Below are 17,170 nucleotides of genomic sequence, written 5' to 3'. Positions count from 1 at the left end.
ACCGACCCCTCCTTGGAGTGGTCTTCTTCACTCACCTTGACAACGCACCGCGGTCGACCCACTACGCTTGGTGAACATGAAGATCGCTTTCGTGGGAAAGGGCGGCAGCGGCAAGACCACGCTGTCCTCCCTCTTCATCCGCCACCTCGCCGCAAATGAAGCACCCGTCGTCGCGGTGGACGCCGACATCAACCAGCACCTGGGCACGGCCCTCGGGCTCGGCGAGGACGAGGCCGCCGAACTGCCCGCCCTCGGCGCCCACCTGCCCCTGATCAAGGAGTACCTGCGGGGCTCCAACCCGCGCATCGCGTCCGCCGACACGATGATCAAGACCACGCCGCCCGGGCGGGGTTCGCGCCTGCTGCGGGTCACCGAGGACAACCCGGTGTACGAGGCCTGCGCGCGCACGCTCCTGCTCGACGGGGAGCCCGTACGCCTCATGGCCACCGGCCCCTTCACCGAGGCCGACCTGGGCGTGGCCTGCTACCACTCCAAGGTGGGGGCGGTCGAACTGTGCCTGAACCACCTCGCCGACGGCCCGGACGAGTACGTCGTCGTCGACATGACCGCGGGCTCCGACTCCTTCGCCTCCGGCATGTTCACCCGCTTCGACGTGACCTTCCTGGTCGCCGAGCCGACCCGCAAGGGCGTCTCCGTCTACCGCCAGTACAAGGAGTACGCGCGGGACTTCGGGGTCGCGCTCAAGGTCGTCGGCAACAAGGTGCAGGGTCCGGAGGACATCGAGTTCCTCCAGGACGAGGTCGGCGATGACCTGCTGGTCACCGTCGGGCACTCGGACTGGGTGCGGGCCATGGAGAAGGGCCGGCCGGCCGCCTTCGAGCTGCTCGAGGCCACCAACCGGCTCGCCCTCCAGTCCCTCCAGGACACGGCGGACGACTCGTACGCGCACCGCGACTGGGACCGGTACACCGAGCAGATGGTGCGGTTCCACCTGAAGAACGCGGAGAGCTGGGGCAACGCCAAGACCGGGGTCGACCTGGCGGACCAGGTCGACCCCGGCTTCGTCCTGCGCGAGGGCGCCGAGGCGCCCGAGGCGGCCGGAGAGGGGGGCGAGGCCCTCGTCAGCCCTCGTCCGCCGCGGCTTCGGCCTGCTCCTCAGCCTGCGTGACCCCGGCGGGGGCCGTCGGCGGTGCGGGCGGCGGCCCCGCGGTCAGGAACTTCGACCAGCCCTGCTTCGGCGCCTCGCCGACGTCGAGGGTGCGCATCCACTCCACGACCTTGGGGTCCTGTGCGTCCAACCAGTCCGCCAGCTCCCGGAACGGCACGCAGCGGACCTCCTTCTGGGTGCACATCCCCTTGATGGACTCCTCGACGGCGCGCATGTAGGTGCCGCCGTTCCAGGATTCGAAGTGGTTGCCGATGATCAGGGGCGCCCGGTTGCCCTGGTAGGCGCGGTCGAAGGCCTGGCGCAGGCCGTCGCGCATCTGGTCGCCCCAGTAGGCGTGCTGCGAGGGGTCGCCCTGCGAGGTCGTTCCGGACTGGTTTGTCATGAAGTTGTAGTCCATGCTCAGGGTCTCGAAGGCGCGCCCCGGCACCGGGACCAGCTGCAGCGGGATGTCCCAGAGCCCGTCCGTCTTCTTGGGCCAGATCTGCTTGCTGATGCCGCTGGAGTCGTAGCGGAAGCCCAGGTCCTTGGCCGCGAGCATGAAGTTCTTCTGGCCTTCGAGGCAGGGGGTGCGGGCCCCGATGAGCTCCTTGTCGTAGTCGAAGGGCAGCGCGTCCATGTTCTTCAGGCCCGCGTTCGTCTTCCAGTTCTTGACGAAGGACTTGGCCTGGCTGATCTCGCTCTTCCACTCGTCCACGGACCAGGTGCCGACGCCGCCGTCGGGGCCGCAGAAGTGGCCGTTGAAGTGGGTGCCGATCTCGTTGCCCTCAAGCCAGGCCGCGCGGACCTGGGTGGCGGTGTCCTTGATGCCCTGGAGGTCGCCGAAGCCGATGTCCGAACGGCCGGGCTCGTGCTGCGGGGCGGTGTAGAGGGAGCGCTTCTCCTCAGGGAGCATGTACACGCCGCTGAGGAAGTACGTCATCCGGGCGTTGTACTTCTTGCCGACCTCGCGGAAGTGCGAGAAGAGCTTCTGGCTGTCCTCTCCGGCCCCGTCCCAGGAGAACACCACGAACTGCGGCGGCTTCTCACCGGACTTGAGCTTCTGCGGCTTCTGGACGTGGGGCTGCGCGCCGGTGTACGCGGTCGAACCGTCGCCGATGGGCCGGTTGACGCTGCCGGGGGCCTCGGGGGCGGCGACGCCCTCGTGGGCCTTCTGGGGGCCGGAGGCCGGGGGCTCGGCGGGTTCCGAGCCGCTGCACCCGGCGACCCCCAGGACCAGCGCCGTGGCGACCAGGCCGCCGGCGATCTTCTTCGTGGCGGCGATCATCCGCCCCACCTCTCCCTCGCAGTTCCATCGCAGGACTTCCGCGCCGCAACGTCCCACGCGGTCTGCTGTGAGGAAGGTGTGACAAGCCGTACTAAATGCTTAATCACCCCAGATGGTTAATTCCTAGTCCATTTGCCCGTATTTTTCACCACAGCCCTTTACTCTCCATTACCATCCATTTACCGAGTGTTGAGACTCCCGCCGCTTCACCCCTCCCCAGAGGAGACGGGACCTTATGACAGCCACCCCCCGCACACCCACAGGCAAAGACCGCGCACAGGTCCGCAAGGACCTGCCGGCGGACCTCTCCGCCTCCATCGCCGTGTTCCTGATCGCCCTGCCGCTCTCCCTCGGCATCGCCCTGGCCACCGGCGCCCCGCTCCAGGCCGGACTGGTCGCGGCGGCGGTCGGCGGGATCGTCGCCGGGCGGCTGGGCGGAGCCCCGCTCCAGGTGAGCGGTCCCGCGGCCGGACTCACCGTCGTCACCGCCGAGTTGATCCAGCACTACGGATGGCGCACCACCTGCGCCATCACCGTGCTCGCCGGCTTCTGCCAGCTGGGCCTCGCCCTGCTGCGCACCGCCCGGTCGGCGCTCATGGTCAGCCCGGCCATCGTGCACGGCATGCTCGCCGGCATCGGCGTGACCATCGCGCTGGCCCAGCTGCACATCGTCCTCGGCGGCACCCCGCAGAGCTCCGCCGTCGCGAACGTGCTCGGCCTGCCCGGCCAGTTGGCGGACCTGCACCCGGTCGCGCTCGGCGTCAGCGTGCTGACGCTGGTCGTGCTGCTCGGCTGGCCGCGCCTGCCCGGGAAGACGGGCAGCGCCCTGCGCAAGGTGCCGGCGGCCCTCGCCGCAGTCGCCACGGCCACCGCCTTCGCGGCCCTGGCCGGGCTCTCGCTGCCCCGGGTCGACCTGCCGTCCTGGCGCAGCCACGCCCTGCCCGAGCTGCCCGAGGGGCCCGTGCTCGGCCTCATCGCCGCCGTGCTGACCATCACCCTGGTCGGCAGTGTGGAGTCGCTGCTCTCCGCGGTCGCCACCGACAAGCTGATCGCCTCCGAGCGGGGTACGAAGCGCCCGCCGCGCGCCGACCTCAACCGCGAACTGCGCGGGCAGGGCGCTGCGAACATCGTCTCCGGGGCGCTGGGCGGCCTGCCGATCACGGGCGTGGCCGTCCGCAGCGTGGCCAACGTCAAGGCCGGGGCGGTCAGCCGGAAGTCGTCCATGATGCACGGATTCTGGGTCCTGCTCGCGGCCGGGCTGCTGGTCCCGGTCCTCGACCTGATCCCGCTCGCCGCGCTGGCCGCCCTGGTCATGGCGGTGGGCGTGCAGATGGTGAGCATCACGCACCTGCGCAGCGTCACCCGGCACCGGGAGATCCCGGTCTACGGCACGACCATCGTGGCCGTGGTCCTCGGCGGGGTCCTGGAGGGCGTGGCCATCGGCATCGCGGTGGCGGTCGCCCTGGCCCTGCACCGGCTGGCCCGGACCCGGATCACGGTGGAGCAGCTGGACGACGGCGTCCACCGCGTGTGGGCGCGCGGGCAGTTGACCTTCCTCGCCGTGCCGCGGCTGAGCCGGGTGCTGAACCAGATCCCGCACGAGGGGCGCGCGGTGATCGAGCTGGACGGCTCCTTCATGGACCACGCGGCGTACGAGACGCTGCGGGACTGGCAGGACTCCCACCTCGCCCACGGCGGATCGGTCGAGGTCACCGGCCGCAGGGCCGACGCGTTCCCGCCCTCCGATCCGGCCCGGCGCGGCACGCAGCGCGGGGGGCACCAGTGCTGCCGCCCCTGGACCCCGTGGCAGAACCACTGCGACCACCGGGCCGCCGGCGCCCTCGCCGACCCGCCCGCCGCGGCCGCGCCGGCCACCCCGGCGCCGGCTCCCCGGCGGCGCGGCGCGGGCCAACTGGCCAGCGGGATCAGCGCCTTCCAGCGCGATACGGCCCCGCGCGTACGGGACGAGCTGGCCCGCCTGGCCCGCGAAGGGCAGCGGCCCTCGCAGCTCTTCCTCACCTGCGCGGACTCCCGCCTGGTGACCAGCATGATCACGGCCAGCGGACCGGGCGACCTGTTCACCGTCCGCAATGTCGGCAACCTCGTCCCGCTGCCCGGCGCCGAGTCCACCGACGACTCCGTCGCCGCGGCCATCGAGTACGCGGTCGACGTGCTCCAGGTGGACAGCATCACCGTGTGCGGGCACTCGGGCTGCGGAGCCATGCAGGCGCTGCTCAACTCCGCGCCCGGAACGCCCATGACCCCGCTGCGCCGCTGGCTGCGGCACGGGCTGCCCAGCCTGGAGCGGATGGCCAGCCGCCACCACGCCTGGGCCAGGATCTCGGGCCGCCTCCCGGCCGACGCCGTGGAGCAGCTGTGCCTGACCAACGTGGTGCAGCAGCTGGAGCACCTGCGCGCCCACGAATCGGTGGCCAGGCGGCTCGCCGAGGGCACGCTGGAGCTGCACGGGATGTACTTCCACGTGGGTGAGGCCCAGGCCTATCTGCTGTCCGAGGGCGAGGACTTCTTCGACTGCCGGGTCTTCGACACCGTGGGGCAAAACGCCTGATCCGCGACACCGTCCCGGCACGTTCGAACCGATACCCTCCGGTATCCGTGCCATCGCCTGGGCCCCTTTCCGCACCCTGCAGCGGGAAGGGGCCGTCGCGCGCACCCGGACGTGCTATAGGTCTAAACCAATTTTCGGCTAGCTCTTGTCACCTGAGCCGCTGACTGATGAGCTATGCCGGGGACACAACGGACACCCTGGGAAAGGGACATGTCGTGAGCAATGAGAGCCTGGCCAATCTGCTCAAGGAGGAGCGGCGGTTCGCACCGCCCGCCGATCTGGCCTCCGCCGCCAATGTGACAGAGGCTGCGTACGCACAGGCCGACGCGGACCGGCTGGGCTTCTGGGCCGAGCAGGCCCGGCGGCTGACCTGGGCCACGGAGCCGACCGAGACGCTCGACTGGACCAACCCGCCCTTCGCGAAGTGGTTCGCGGACGGCAAGCTGAACGTCGCGTACAACTGCGTGGACCGGCACGTGGAGGCCGGCAACGGCGAGCGCGTCGCCCTCCACTTCGAGGGCGAGCCCGGCGACAGCCGCTCGATCACCTACGCCCAGCTCAAGGACGAGGTCTCCAGGGCCGCCAACGCCCTGACCGAACTGGGCGTCCAGGCCGGCGACCGCGTCGCCGTCTACCTGCCGATGATCCCCGAGGCGGTCGTGGCGATGCTGGCGTGCGCCCGTATCGGCGCCGCGCACTCCGTGGTCTTCGGCGGCTTCTCCGCCGACGCCGTCGCCTCCCGCATCCAGGACGCCGACGCCAAGCTGGTCATCACCGCCGACGGCGGCTACCGCCGCGGCAAGCCCACCGCCCTCAAGCCCGCCATCGACGAGGCCGTCGGCAAGTGTCCGCAGGTCAAGCACGTGCTGGTGGTCCAGCGCACCGGCCAGGACACCGCCTTCACCGAGGGCCGCGACGTCTGGTGGCACGAGGTCGTCGGCCGGCAGTCCGCCGAGCACACCCCCCAGGCCTTCGACGCCGAGCACCCGCTCTTCATCCTGTACACCTCGGGGACCACGGGCAAGCCGAAGGGCATCCTGCACACCTCCGGCGGCTACCTGACGCAGGCCGCGTACACCCACCACGCCGTCTTCGACCTGAAGCCGGAGAGCGACGTCTACTGGTGCACCGCCGACATCGGCTGGGTGACCGGGCACTCGTACATCGTCTACGGGCCGCTCGCGAACGGCGCCACCCAGGTGATGTACGAGGGCACGCCGGACACCCCGCACCAGGGCCGGTTCTGGGAGGTCATCCAGAAGTACGGCGTCACCATCCTCTACACGGCGCCGACGGCCATCCGTACGTTCATGAAGTGGGGCGACGACATCCCCGCGAAGTTCGACCTGTCGAGCCTGCGCGTACTGGGCTCGGTCGGCGAGCCGATCAACCCCGAGGCCTGGATCTGGTACCGCAAGCACATCGGCGGCGACCGCTGCCCGATCGTGGACACCTGGTGGCAGACCGAGACCGGCGCGATGATGATCTCCCCGCTGCCGGGCGTCACGCAGACCAAGCCGGGCTCGGCGCAGCGCGCGCTGCCCGGAATCTCCGCCACCGTCGTCGATGACGAGGCGAACGAGGTCCCGAACGGCGGAGGCGGCTACCTGGTCCTGACCGAGCCGTGGCCGTCGATGCTGCGCACCATCTGGGGCGACGACCAGCGGTTCATCGACACCTACTGGTCGCGGTTCGAGGGCAAGTACTTCGCGGGCGACGGCGCCAAGAAGGACGAGGACGGCGACATCTGGCTGCTCGGCCGGGTGGACGACGTGATGCTGGTGTCCGGCCACAACATCTCGACCACCGAGGTCGAGTCGGCCCTCGTCTCGCACCCCTCGGTCGCCGAGGCGGCCGTGGTCGGCGCCGCCGACGAGACCACCGGCCAGGCCATCGTGGCCTTCGTCATCCTGCGCGGCAGCGCCTCGGAGACCGACAGCCTGGTCGCCGAGCTGCGCAACCACGTGGGAGCCACGCTCGGCCCGATCGCCAAGCCGAAGCGGATCCTGCCGGTCCAGGAACTCCCGAAGACCCGCTCCGGCAAGATCATGCGCCGTCTGCTGCGCGACGTGGCGGAGAACCGCGCGGTCGGCGACGTCACCACCCTCGCCGACTCCTCGGTCATGGACCTGATCCAGAGCAAGCTGCCCTCCGCGTCCAGCGAGGACTGAGCGGGCACGGAACACGGGTCGAGAAGGGACCGAGCAGGCCCGGCGGGCCGCTCGGACCCGGTGGGGGCGTCCGGCGCACAGCGCGCCGGGCGCCCCCGCCCCATTTAAGGTGAAGATCACCCGATACGACCGCGCGACCCCTGTAACGTATGAGAAGCGTCAATAATTGACGTTCGAAATCTCAGGGTGCGCCGGGAAGTCTGGTCGGCAACTGCATGTGCCATGCCGTCGACCAACCGGAGGTGTCCCACCGTGGCCGCGCCCAACCCCACCGACCGCACGAACGAGAAGCTCCTCGGACGGCTCTCCCTGCCCGAGCGGCGGTTCGTCGCAGACGCCCTGCGCGCCGAGACCGTCGGCGGTGTTCTGCTCCTCGTGGCCGCCGTCGCCGCCCTGGTCTGGGCGAACACCCCCCCGCTGGCGGAGAGCTACCAGGCCGTCCGGGACTTCCACATCGGCCCCTCCGCCCTCGGCCTGGACCTGTCGGTCCAGCACTGGGCAGCCGACGGGCTCCTGGCGATCTTCTTCTTCGTGGCCGGCATCGAGCTCAAGCGCGAGCTCGTCGCGGGCGACCTGCGCGACCCCAAGGCCGCCGCCCTCCCGGTCATCGCCGCACTGTGCGGCATGGCCGCCCCCGCCGGGGTCTACGCCCTCGTCAACGTCTTCGGCAGCGGGTCCATGGACGGCTGGGCGGTCCCCACCGCCACCGACATCGCCTTCGCGCTCGCCGTCCTCGCGGTCATCGGCACCTCGCTGCCCTCCGCCCTGCGCGCGTTCCTGCTCACCCTCGCCGTCGTCGACGACCTCTTCGCGATCGTCATCATCGCGGTGTTCTTCACCAGCCGGATCGACTTCCTGGCCTTCGGAGGCGCGGTCGCGGGCCTCGCGCTGTTCTGGTTCCTGCTGCGCCGGGGCGTCCGCGGCTGGTACGTCTACGTGCCGCTCGCGCTGGTCATCTGGGGCCTGATGTACAACAGCGGGGTCCACGCCACCATCGCCGGTGTCGCCATGGGCCTGATGCTGCGCTGCACCCGCCGGGAGGGCGAGGAGCACTCCCCCGGCGAACACATCGAGCACCTCGTACGCCCGGTCTCGGCCGGCCTCGCCGTACCGCTCTTCGCGCTCTTCGCGGCCGGGGTCTCCCTCTCCGACGAGTCCATCGGGCAGGTCTTCTCCCGGCCCGAGACCCTCGGCGTGGTCCTCGGCCTGGTCGTCGGCAAGACGGTGGGCATCTTCGGCGGCACCTGGCTGGCCGCCCGCTTCACCAAGGCCGAGCTCAACGACGACCTCGCCTGGCCGGACGTGCTCGCCGTCGCCTCCCTCGCCGGCATCGGGTTCACCGTCTCGCTGCTGATCGGCGAACTCGCCTTCGCCGACGACCCGATCCTCACCGACGAGATCAAGGCTGCCGTCCTGATCGGGTCCCTCATCGCCGCGGTGTTCGCCTGCGTCCTGCTCAAGCTCCGCGACCGCAGGTACCGGGCGCTGACCGACGCGGAGGAGCGCGACGAGGACCTCGACGGCATTCCGGACATCTACGAGGAGCACACCCCGGAGTACCACCTGCGCATGGCGCGGATCCACGAGGAGAAGGCCGCGGAGCACCGGCGCAGGGCCGAAGCGGCGGCCGGGTCCAGCATCGAGGGCAACCGTCCGGCATGATCTGACGCAGGACGGCGTACACACGCGGCAGACGACAGAGGGAGAGAGCGATGAGCGCAGTGGACCAAGGGGCGCAAGGAGCCGAGCGCACACTCGGCCAGCTGGTCGCCTCGGCCACCGCCGAGATGTCGGCCCTGGTGCACGACGAGATCGCCCTCGCCAAGGTGGAGATCAAGCAGGACGTCAAGCGGGCGGGCATCGGCAGCGGTGCCGCGATCGTCGCGGGCGTGCTGCTGCTGTTCTCCCTCCCCGTACTGAGTTTCGCCGCGGCCTACGGGATCCATAACCTCGGGCTCGGCCTCGCCTGGTCCTTCCTCATCGTCGGCGGCGCGTTCTGGCTGCTCGCGGGCCTGATCGGGCTGCTCGCCATGGCCAAGTTCAAGAAGGTCAAGCCGCCGGTGAAGACCATCGAATCGGTCAAGCAGACCGCCGCGCTCGTCGGTACCGTCAAGCCGCACGCGCGGCCGGTGAGTGACAAGGCTGTGGGTGTGGCACGCTCGTCCTCATGACAGCGCCCACGTCTGAACCCGGCAATCCGCCCACCGCCGCCTCGGCGATCCGGCTCGATCTGCCCGGCGGGCAGGCGGTGACGCACCGGGACGTCGCCGCCAACGGCGCCCGCTTCCACGTCGCCGAGCTGGGCGACGGGCCGCTGGTGCTGCTGCTGCACGGCTTCCCGCAGTTCTGGTGGACCTGGCGGCACCAGATGACCGCGCTCGCCGACGCCGGGTACCGGGCGGTCGCGATGGACCTGCGCGGTGTGGGCGGCAGCGACCGCACCCCGCGCGGCTACGACCCGGCCAATCTCGCGCTCGACATCACCGGGGTCGTGCGGTCCCTCGGCGAGCCGGACGCCGCGCTCGTCGGGCACGACCTGGGCGGCTACCTCGCCTGGACCGCGGCCGTGATGCGGCCCAAGCTCGTGCGCCGCCTGGTCGTCTCGTCGATGCCGCATCCGCGCCGCTGGCGTTCGGCGATGCTGTCCGACTTCGGCCAGACCCGGGCCAGTTCGCACATCTGGGGCTTCCAGCGGCCGTTCATCCCCGAGCGGCAGCTCGTCGCCGACGACGGGGCGCTCGTGGCGGAGCTGATCCGGGACTGGTCGGGGCCGCGGCTCCAGGAGGACGGCGCCGACGAGGACGCGCTCGCGGTGTACCGGCGGGCGATGTGCATCCCCTCCACCGCGCACTGCTCGATCGAGCCGTACCGCTGGATGATGCGGTCGATGGCGCGGCCCGACGGCCTCCAGTTCAACCGGCGCATGAAGCGGCCGGTCCGGGTGCCGACCCTGCACCTGCACGGCTCGCTCGACCCCGTGATGCGCACGCGGAGCGCGGCCGGCTCCGGAGAATACGTCGAAGCCCCGTACCGGTGGCGGCTGTTCGACGGTCTCGGGCACTTCCCGCACGAGGAGGACCCCGTGGCCTTCTCGACCGAGCTGGTGAACTGGCTCAAGGACCCCGAACCGGACCGCTGATCGGTATGACAAGCATTCAATTGCCCCGCGCATAGGCCAATTGGCCGCCGCGTACGGGGTTACCGACCTTGGGTCACGGGCACAGCTCGGAGTATGGGCTGGACGCACGACTACGGTGACACCGCACACGAACGACGCTCGGCAGCGACGCCGGGCAGCCACGGGAGGACCGGCCGGGACGGCCACGACCTCCGCCTCGGGATTCCGCGCATCCTGCGCCGCCGGGCCCTGTGGGTCTCGGCGCGCCTGCGCCATCCACGGACGTAGAGAGCCGGCCGCTCCGCCGGGCCCCGCGGGCCCGGCGGACCGGTGTCAGAGGGCGCAGCCCTGGCTGTCGACCCGCTGTACGGCGCTCCGGCCGATCCGGATGTCGTCGCGGATCTCGTCCACGGTCAGGGCGTAGCCGGTGTTCGGGTCGTCGAGGGACTTCGCGAACACAACCCCGTAGACCTTGCCGTCGGGCGTCAGCAGCGGGCCGCCGGAGTTGCCCTGGCGGACGGTCGCGTACAGCGAGTAGACATCGCGCCGGACCGTGCCCCGGTGGTAGATGTCCGGGCCGTTGGCGTTGATCCGGCCGCGCACGCGGGCGGCGCGGACGTCGTACGCGCCGTTCTCCGGGAATCCGGCGACGATCGCGTCGCTGCCGCTCCCCGCGTCCCGGTCGGCGAACTCCAGTGCCGGGGCCTTCAGCTTGGGCACGTCCAGGACGGCGATGTCGCGCTCCCAGTCGTAGAGCACGACCTTGCCGTCGTAGAGCTTGCCCTCGCCGCCGATCTGCACGGTCGGTTCGCCGACCCCGCCGACGACGTGCGCGTTGGTCATCACCTTGCCGGGCGCGAACACGAAGCCCGTGCCCTCCAGCACCTTGCTGCAGCCGGGCGCGGTGCCGACCACCTTCACGATGGACTGCTTGGCCTGCTCCGCGACGGGGCTGGCGGCCAGCGCCGGATCGGGCGCCCTGACGTCGGTGATGGGCTCGTTGGAGAACGGGCTGAACACCTGGGGGAAGCCGTTGCGCGCGAGCGTGGAGCTGAAGTCCGAGAACCAGGTGTTCGCCTGCTCGGGCAGCACGCGCGACACGCCGAGGAGCACCTTGGAGTTGCGGACTTCCTTGCCCAGCGTGGGAAGTGACGTCCCGGCGAGCGCGGAACCGATCAGCCACGCCACCAGCAGCATCGCGACCACGTTGACCAGGGCCCCGCCGGTCGCGTCCAGGGCGCGCGCCGGCGACCAGGTGATGTGGCGGCGGAGCCGACTGCCCAGATGGGTGGTCAGGGCCTGGCCGATCGAGGCGCAGATGATGATCACGACGACGGCGATCACGACGACCGTGGTGGAGACCTGGGTGCCGTTGTCGGTCACCCGGTCCCAGATCAGCGGGAGCAGGGACACGGCGACGAGACCACCGCCGAGGAAGCCGATCACCGACAGGATGCCGACGACGAACCCCTGGCGGTAGCCGACGATCGCGAACCACACGGCCGCGAGCAGCAACAGGATGTCCAGCACGTTCACAGGGGCCACCGTCTCACGCGTGCCAGTCGAGCGGGACCTGCCGCGTGCGGTCCCAGGGGCGCTCCCAGCCCGCGAAATGCAGCAGCCGGTCGATCACTCCGGCGGTGAAACCCCAGACCAGAGCCGATTCGACGGTGAAACCCGGCCCCAGGTGACCCTTCGGGTGGACGGCCATGACCCGGTGCTCGGGGTCCGTGAGATCCGCCACGGGCACGGTGAAGACGCGGGCCGTCTCGGCCGGGTCCACCGCGCCGACCGGGCTCGGGGTGCGCCACCAGCCGAGGACCGGGGTGACGACGAACTCGCTGACCGGGATGTAGAGGCGGGGCAGCACCCCGAAGAGCTGGACGCCGGACGGGTCCAGCCCGGTCTCCTCCTCGGCCTCGCGCAGCGCGGCGCGCAGGGGGCCGGTGGTGTGCGGGTCGCCGTCCGCCGGGTCGAGGGCGCCGCCCGGGAAGGAGGGCTGGCCCGCGTGCGAGCGGAGGGTGCCAGCGCGCTCCATGAGCAGCAGCTCGGGCCCGCGGGAGCCTTCCCCGAACAGGACGAGTACGGCGGACTGCCGCCCCCGGCCGTCCTCGGGCGGCAGGAACCGGCTCAGCTGCGGCGGCTCGATGGTCCGGGCGGCCTCGACGACGGGATCCAGCCAGGCGGGCAGGCCGTCGGTGGTGAGGGTCGTGCCGTAGCGCTCGCCGCTCCGGTCGCCGTACGACGGCCCGGGCGTGTCGGCGTCGGCCCGGCGGTTCTGCGTAGCCCCAGTCATAGGCGTCCCTGTCCGCGTCTCTCTGTCAGCACCGTCTCCCACACCGCCAAACGCGGTGCGGGTACCGATTCGTTCCTCAGCGGCGCCGCCGCCGGGGCTCCGCGCCTCCCCCGCCGGACGGCGGGATCACGCCGGGGCGGAGCCCAGGGGCGGGGCCGGGAGGCCCGGGTAGTCCGGGGGCGGGGTCAGGCGCTGGCCCGGCTGGCCGCCCTTCTCGTACTTCAGCAGCTTGCGGGCCTTCTCCGGGTCGGTCTCGCCCTCCCCGTACGCCGGGCAGAGCGGGGCGATCGGGCAGGCCCCGCAGGCCGGCTTGCGGGCGTGGCAGATCCGGCGGCCGTGGAAGACGACGCGGTGCGAGAGCATCGTCCACTCGCTCTTGGGGAAGATCGCGCAGATCTCCGCCTCGACCTTCTCCGGGTCCTCCTGCTCGGTCCACTTCCAGCGGCGCACGAGCCGGCCGAAATGGGTGTCCACGGTGATCCCCGGGACTCCGAACGCGTTGCCGAGGACCACGTTGGCCGTCTTGCGGCCGACGCCGGGCAGGGTGACGAGGTCCTCGAGCCGGCCCGGCACCTCCCCGCCGAAGTCGTCCCGCAGCGCCTGCGAGAGGCCGAGCAGGGACTTGGCCTTCATCCGGAAGAACCCGGTCGGCCGGATCAGCTCCTCCAGGCGCTCGGGAGCGGCCGCGGCCATGTCCTCGGGGGTCGGGTAGGCGGCGAAGAGGGCCGGGGTCGTCTGGTTCACCCGCAGGTCCGTGGTCTGCGCGGACAGCACGGTCGCCACGAGCAGCTCGAAGGGATTGCGGAAGTCGAGCTCCGGATGGGCGTACGGGTAGACCTCGGCCAGCTCCCGGTTGATCCGGCGGGCCCGGCGGACCATGGCCAGCCGTGATTCCGGCCGCGCCGCGGAGGGCTTCGCGGCGGGTTTCTTGGCCGAACCTTTGCCCTCGGAGGCGGGCGGGGCCGCCGCGGACGCCTCCGGGAGGGCTTGTTCGCCCACAGCTGAATTTCGGGCCGCCGTCACTCCTGCGGACCCCTTGGCCTGTGCTCTCACCGGCTTATTGGACACCCGGCCAGCCTAAGGCCGGGCACCGACACCCGCCCGGACCTCAGGTAACACCACTCTGATTGGTCTCCCACCACCCAGCACGCGCGTCCGTCCGGCATCCTTGGTAGTGATTGATCGCACTGTTTGAGCCGTCCGGCAAAATGGGAGACCGGTCCCCTGAGCTGGTCGACATAGGAGAGAAACTCGTGGACGACGTTCTGCGGCGCGCCCCGCTCTTCGCGGCGCTCGATGACGAGCAGGCCGCGGAGCTCCGCGCCTCCATGGGCGAGGTGACCCTCGCACGCGGTGACGCCCTGTTCCACGAGGGCGACCCCGGCGACCGGCTGTATGTCGTGACCGAGGGCAAGGTGAAGCTCCACCGCACCTCCCCCGACGGCCGCGAGAACATGCTGGCCGTCCTCGGCCCCGGCGAGCTGATCGGCGAACTGTCGCTGTTCGACCCGGGCCCGCGCACCGCCACCGCCACCGCCCTGACCGAGGTCAAGCTCCTCGGCCTCGGCCACGGCGATCTGCAGCCCTGGCTCAACGCCCGGCCCGAGGTCGCGACCGCGCTGCTGCGCGCCGTCGCACGGCGCCTGCGCAAGACCAACGACCAGATGTCCGACCTGGTCTTCTCCGACGTACCCGGCCGTGTCGCGCGGGCGCTCCTCGACCTGTCGCGCCGGTTCGGCGTGCAGTCGGAGGAGGGCATCCACGTCGTGCACGACCTCACGCAGGAGGAGCTCGCGCAGCTCGTCGGCGCCTCCCGCGAGACCGTGAACAAGGCCCTGGCCGACTTCGCGGGACGCGGCTGGCTCCGCCTCGAGGCCCGCGCGGTGATCCTGCTGGACGTGGAGCGGCTCGCGAAGCGCTCCCGCTGACGCGGTCCCGGCTGTCGGAGGGGTCCTGCCCGAGGGGGCGGGGCCCTTCCGCGTTCACGGGGCGGCGTCCACGCCGCCGCCGCCCGCCGCCTCGAACACCCGCGCCTCGAACACCGGAGGGGCTCGAGCCTGCACAGTGGAGGCATGGAGCACAGAGGCCTGGACGCGTACGGGTACTTCGAGCGGGAGGGGTCCCTCGGCACGGTGCCCGATGAGTTCCGGGGCGTCGTCGCCGCCGCCCGGGAGCGGATCGGCGAGGCGTACGGACGGCGGCTGCACAGCGCCTACCTGTACGGCTCCGTGCCCCGCGGGACGGCCCGGCCCGGAAGCTCCGACCTCGACCTGCTGCTCGTCCTGCACCGCGCGCCCGCCGACCGGGACCGGGACGCCGCCGACGTGCTGGCGCTCGGCCTCGACGAGGACTTCGCGCAGATCGACGGGGCCGGGATCCTGCTCCAGGACAAGGCCACGGTGCTCAGCGAGGCGGAACGATTCGACCTGGGCTGGTTCCTCGCCTGCCTGTGCACCCCGCTGCTCGGCGCCGACCTGGCCGAGCACCTGCCCCGCTACCGCCCCGACAGCCTGCTCGCCCGGGAGACCAACGGCGACCTGGCCGACGTACTGCCCGCGTGGCGGACCAGGGCGCGGGAGGCCTCGACCCCGGACGAGCAGCGGAAGCTGAGCCGGATCTTCGCGCGGCGCCTGGTGCGCACCGGATTCACCCTGGTCATGCCCCGGTGGGGCGGCTGGACCAGCGACCTCGCCGAGTCCGCGGAGGTCTTCGGCACGTACTACCCGCAGCGCGCGGCCCAGATGCGGGCCGCGGCCGCGGTGGCCCTGGACCCGGTCGCCGACCCGGCCCTGCTGCGCAGCTACATCGAGGACCTCGGGCCGTGGCTGCCGGACGAGTACACGGCCCGGCACGGCACGAAGACCCCGAGGGCCTAGAGCTCGGGGCCGCCGGGGATCAGGCCGTGGTCCTTGAGGTACTCCAGCTGCGCCCTGACGGACCACTCCGCGGCCGGCCACAGGGAGCGGTCCACGTCCGCGTAGACGTGGGCGACGACCGCCTCCGGGGTGAGGAAGCCGTCCTCGACGGCCGTCTCGACCTGGGCGAGCCGGTGCGCGCGGTGGGCCAGGTAGAACTCGACGACGCCCTGGGCGTCGTCCAGGACCGGCCCGTGGCCCGGCAGGACGGTGTGCACGCCGTCGTCGACGGCGAGCGAGCGCAGGCGGCGCAGGGAGTCCAGGTAGTCCCCCAGGCGGCCGTCGGGGTGCGCGACGACGGTGGTGCCCCGGCCGAGGACGGTGTCGCCGGTCAGGACGGCACGGTCGGCCGGCAGGTGGAAGCAGAGCGAGTCGCTGGTGTGCCCGGGGGTCGGGACCACGCGCAGTTCCAGGCCGCCGGTCCTGATCACGTCCCCGGCGGCCAGGCCCTCGTCGCCCAGCCGCAGGGCCGGGTCCAGGGCGCGGACCTTGGTGCCGGTGAGCTCGGCGAAGCGGCCGGCGCCCTCGGCGTGGTCGGGGTGGCCGTGGGTGAGCAGGGTCAGCGCGATCCGCTTGCCGGCCTGCTCGGCGGTGTCGATGACCGCCCGGAGGTGCGCCTCGTCCAGCGGGCCCGGGTCGACGACCACGGCCTCGGTGGACCCGGGCTCGGAGAGCAGCCAAGTGTTGGTGCCGTCCAGGGTCATCGCGGAGGGGTTGGGGGCCAGGATGTTGACCGCGCGGGCGGTGGCGGGCCCTGAGGTGACGATTCCGCGGGGCTGGCCCGGCAGTGCGGCGGCGTCGGTCATGAGGAGCCTCCGAGGCGCACTCGTTTGGTGAACTCGTCGTGGCCCGGCCAGCTGAGCACCAGCTCGCCGCTCTCCAGCGCGGCCTGCGCCAGCACGGGGGTCAGGTCCTGCGCCCCGGCCGCGGCGAGCGCCTCGGAGGCACTCCCGTACGGCTCCAGGGAGCGCAGGGTGGAGATCGTGGGCGGCATCATCAGCAGCTCGCCCTTGTCGTACCCGTCGGCGGCGTCGGCGGGGCGGATCCAGACGGTCCGGTCGGCCTCGGTGGAGGCGTTGCGGGTGCGCTGGCCCTCGGGGAGTGCGGCGACGAAGAACCAGGTGTCGTAGCGGCGCGGCTCGAACTCGGGGGTGATCCAGCGCGCCCACGCGCCGAGCAGGTCGGACCGCAGCCGCAGGCCGCGGCGGTCCAGGAACTCCGCGAAGGACAGCTCCCGCGCCACGAGGGCCAGCCGGTCGGCCTCCCAGTCGTCGCCGGTGGTGTCGCCCACGACGGTGCCGGGGCTCTCGCCGGCGAGCAGTACGCCCGCCTCCTCGAAGGTCTCCCGCACCGCGCCGCAGACGATGGCCTGGGCGGTACGGGCGTCCGTGCCGAGGCGGTGGGCCCAGTCGTCCTGGCTCGGGCCCGCCCAGCCGACCTGGTGGTCCTCGTCGCGCGGGTCGACCCCGCCGCCGGGGTAGGCGTACGCGCCTCCGGCGAAGGCCATGGAGGCCCGGCGGCGCAGCATGTGCACGACGGGGCCGTCGGGGGTGTCGCGCAGCAGCATCACGGTGGCGGCGCGTCTGGGGTCCACCGGGGTGAGGGATCCGTCCGCGAGCGCGCGGATGCGGTCGGGCCACTCCGGCGGGTACCACTGGCCTCCGGCGGGGGGCTGCTGCTGACCGTGCTGACCATTCGGCATGGCCGG

General features: G+C 71.8%; 14 protein-coding genes. 8 read left to right on the top strand and 6 right to left on the bottom strand.

What is annotated here, in order from left to right:
* The first annotated feature begins 76 nt into the window (after positions 1–76).
* A complete protein-coding gene (locus AB0D66_RS27550) occupies positions 77–1,129 on the top strand; it encodes an ATP-binding protein (protein WP_362308953.1) in 1,053 nt (350 codons plus the stop codon).
* Here AB0D66_RS27550 and AB0D66_RS27545 read toward each other — a convergent pair.
* On the bottom strand, positions 1,083–2,393 hold the full coding sequence (locus AB0D66_RS27545; protein WP_362308950.1) for a hypothetical protein: 1,311 nt from the start codon (positions 2,391–2,393) through the stop codon (positions 1,083–1,085). The two genes, AB0D66_RS27550 and AB0D66_RS27545, sit on opposite strands and share 47 nt — an antisense overlap.
* Before the next feature lie 235 nt (positions 2,394–2,628).
* Here AB0D66_RS27545 and AB0D66_RS27540 point away from each other — a divergent pair, with 235 nt between their 5' ends.
* From AB0D66_RS27540 to AB0D66_RS27520, 5 genes are all read left to right on the top strand, one after another.
* Positions 2,629–4,962 carry a SulP family inorganic anion transporter gene (locus AB0D66_RS27540; protein WP_362308948.1) on the top strand — a complete coding sequence of 778 codons (2,334 nt, stop codon included), beginning with the start codon at positions 2,629–2,631 and terminating at the stop codon, positions 4,960–4,962.
* 167 nt (positions 4,963–5,129) lie between these two features.
* Positions 5,130–7,133: an acetate--CoA ligase gene (gene acs, locus AB0D66_RS27535; RefSeq protein WP_362308945.1), complete on the top strand. Its 2,004-nt coding sequence runs from the start codon at positions 5,130–5,132 to the stop codon at positions 7,131–7,133.
* A gap of 252 nt (positions 7,134–7,385) precedes the next feature.
* Positions 7,386–8,795: a Na+/H+ antiporter NhaA gene (nhaA, locus tag AB0D66_RS27530; RefSeq protein WP_362308942.1), complete on the top strand. Its 1,410-nt coding sequence runs from the start codon at positions 7,386–7,388 to the stop codon at positions 8,793–8,795.
* 50 nt (positions 8,796–8,845) lie between these two features.
* A complete protein-coding gene (locus AB0D66_RS27525; protein ID WP_362308939.1) occupies positions 8,846–9,304 on the top strand; it encodes a phage holin family protein in 459 nt (152 codons plus the stop codon).
* Positions 9,301–10,272 carry an alpha/beta hydrolase gene (locus tag AB0D66_RS27520; protein ID WP_362308936.1) on the top strand — a complete coding sequence of 324 codons (972 nt, stop codon included), beginning with the start codon at positions 9,301–9,303 and terminating at the stop codon, positions 10,270–10,272. The genes AB0D66_RS27525 and AB0D66_RS27520 overlap by 4 nt, the downstream gene beginning before the upstream one ends.
* A gap of 312 nt (positions 10,273–10,584) precedes the next feature.
* On the opposite strand, the gene AB0D66_RS27515 is transcribed toward AB0D66_RS27520, so the two are convergent.
* The 3 genes from AB0D66_RS27515 to nth all read right to left on the bottom strand — a co-directional run bounded on the left by AB0D66_RS27515 (position 10,585) and on the right by nth (position 13,546).
* The gene (locus tag AB0D66_RS27515; protein WP_362308933.1) at positions 10,585–11,787 is read right to left on the bottom strand and encodes a MarP family serine protease; all 1,203 of its coding nucleotides are present in this window, start codon (positions 11,785–11,787) and stop codon (positions 10,585–10,587) included.
* A 13-nt stretch (positions 11,788–11,800) separates the two neighbouring features.
* Positions 11,801–12,547: a CoA pyrophosphatase gene (locus tag AB0D66_RS27510; protein WP_362308930.1), complete on the bottom strand. Its 747-nt coding sequence runs from the start codon at positions 12,545–12,547 to the stop codon at positions 11,801–11,803.
* Positions 12,548–12,673: 126 nt separating this feature from the next.
* Complete coding sequence (gene nth / locus AB0D66_RS27505) at positions 12,674–13,546, bottom strand: endonuclease III (protein ID WP_362308927.1); 873 nt, start codon at positions 13,544–13,546, stop codon at positions 12,674–12,676.
* A 254-nt stretch (positions 13,547–13,800) separates the two neighbouring features.
* Between nth and AB0D66_RS27500 the strand changes: the two genes are divergently transcribed.
* A complete protein-coding gene (locus AB0D66_RS27500) occupies positions 13,801–14,475 on the top strand; it encodes a Crp/Fnr family transcriptional regulator (protein WP_003981529.1) in 675 nt (224 codons plus the stop codon).
* Positions 14,476–14,619: 144 nt separating this feature from the next.
* Positions 14,620–15,423: a nucleotidyltransferase domain-containing protein gene (locus AB0D66_RS27495; RefSeq protein WP_362308924.1), complete on the top strand. Its 804-nt coding sequence runs from the start codon at positions 14,620–14,622 to the stop codon at positions 15,421–15,423.
* On the opposite strand, the gene AB0D66_RS27490 is transcribed toward AB0D66_RS27495, so the two are convergent.
* Together AB0D66_RS27490 and AB0D66_RS27485 are read right to left on the bottom strand one after the other, a co-directional pair.
* On the bottom strand, positions 15,420–16,268 hold the full coding sequence (locus AB0D66_RS27490) for an MBL fold metallo-hydrolase (protein WP_362308921.1): 849 nt from the start codon (positions 16,266–16,268) through the stop codon (positions 15,420–15,422). The genes AB0D66_RS27495 and AB0D66_RS27490 overlap by 4 nt on opposite strands.
* Positions 16,265–17,164: an NUDIX hydrolase gene (locus tag AB0D66_RS27485; RefSeq protein ID WP_362308918.1), complete on the bottom strand. Its 900-nt coding sequence runs from the start codon at positions 17,162–17,164 to the stop codon at positions 16,265–16,267. Before AB0D66_RS27485 ends, AB0D66_RS27490 begins: the two co-directional genes overlap by 4 nt.
* Between the last annotated feature and the right edge of the window lie 6 nt (positions 17,165–17,170).

This window comes from Streptomyces sp. NPDC048270, from assembly GCF_040652335.1.
Lineage (GTDB): Bacteria > Actinomycetota > Actinomycetes > Streptomycetales > Streptomycetaceae > Streptomyces.
The sequence above is the reverse complement of the archived record's forward strand: the minus strand, read 5'-3'. Positions and strand labels throughout refer to the sequence as shown.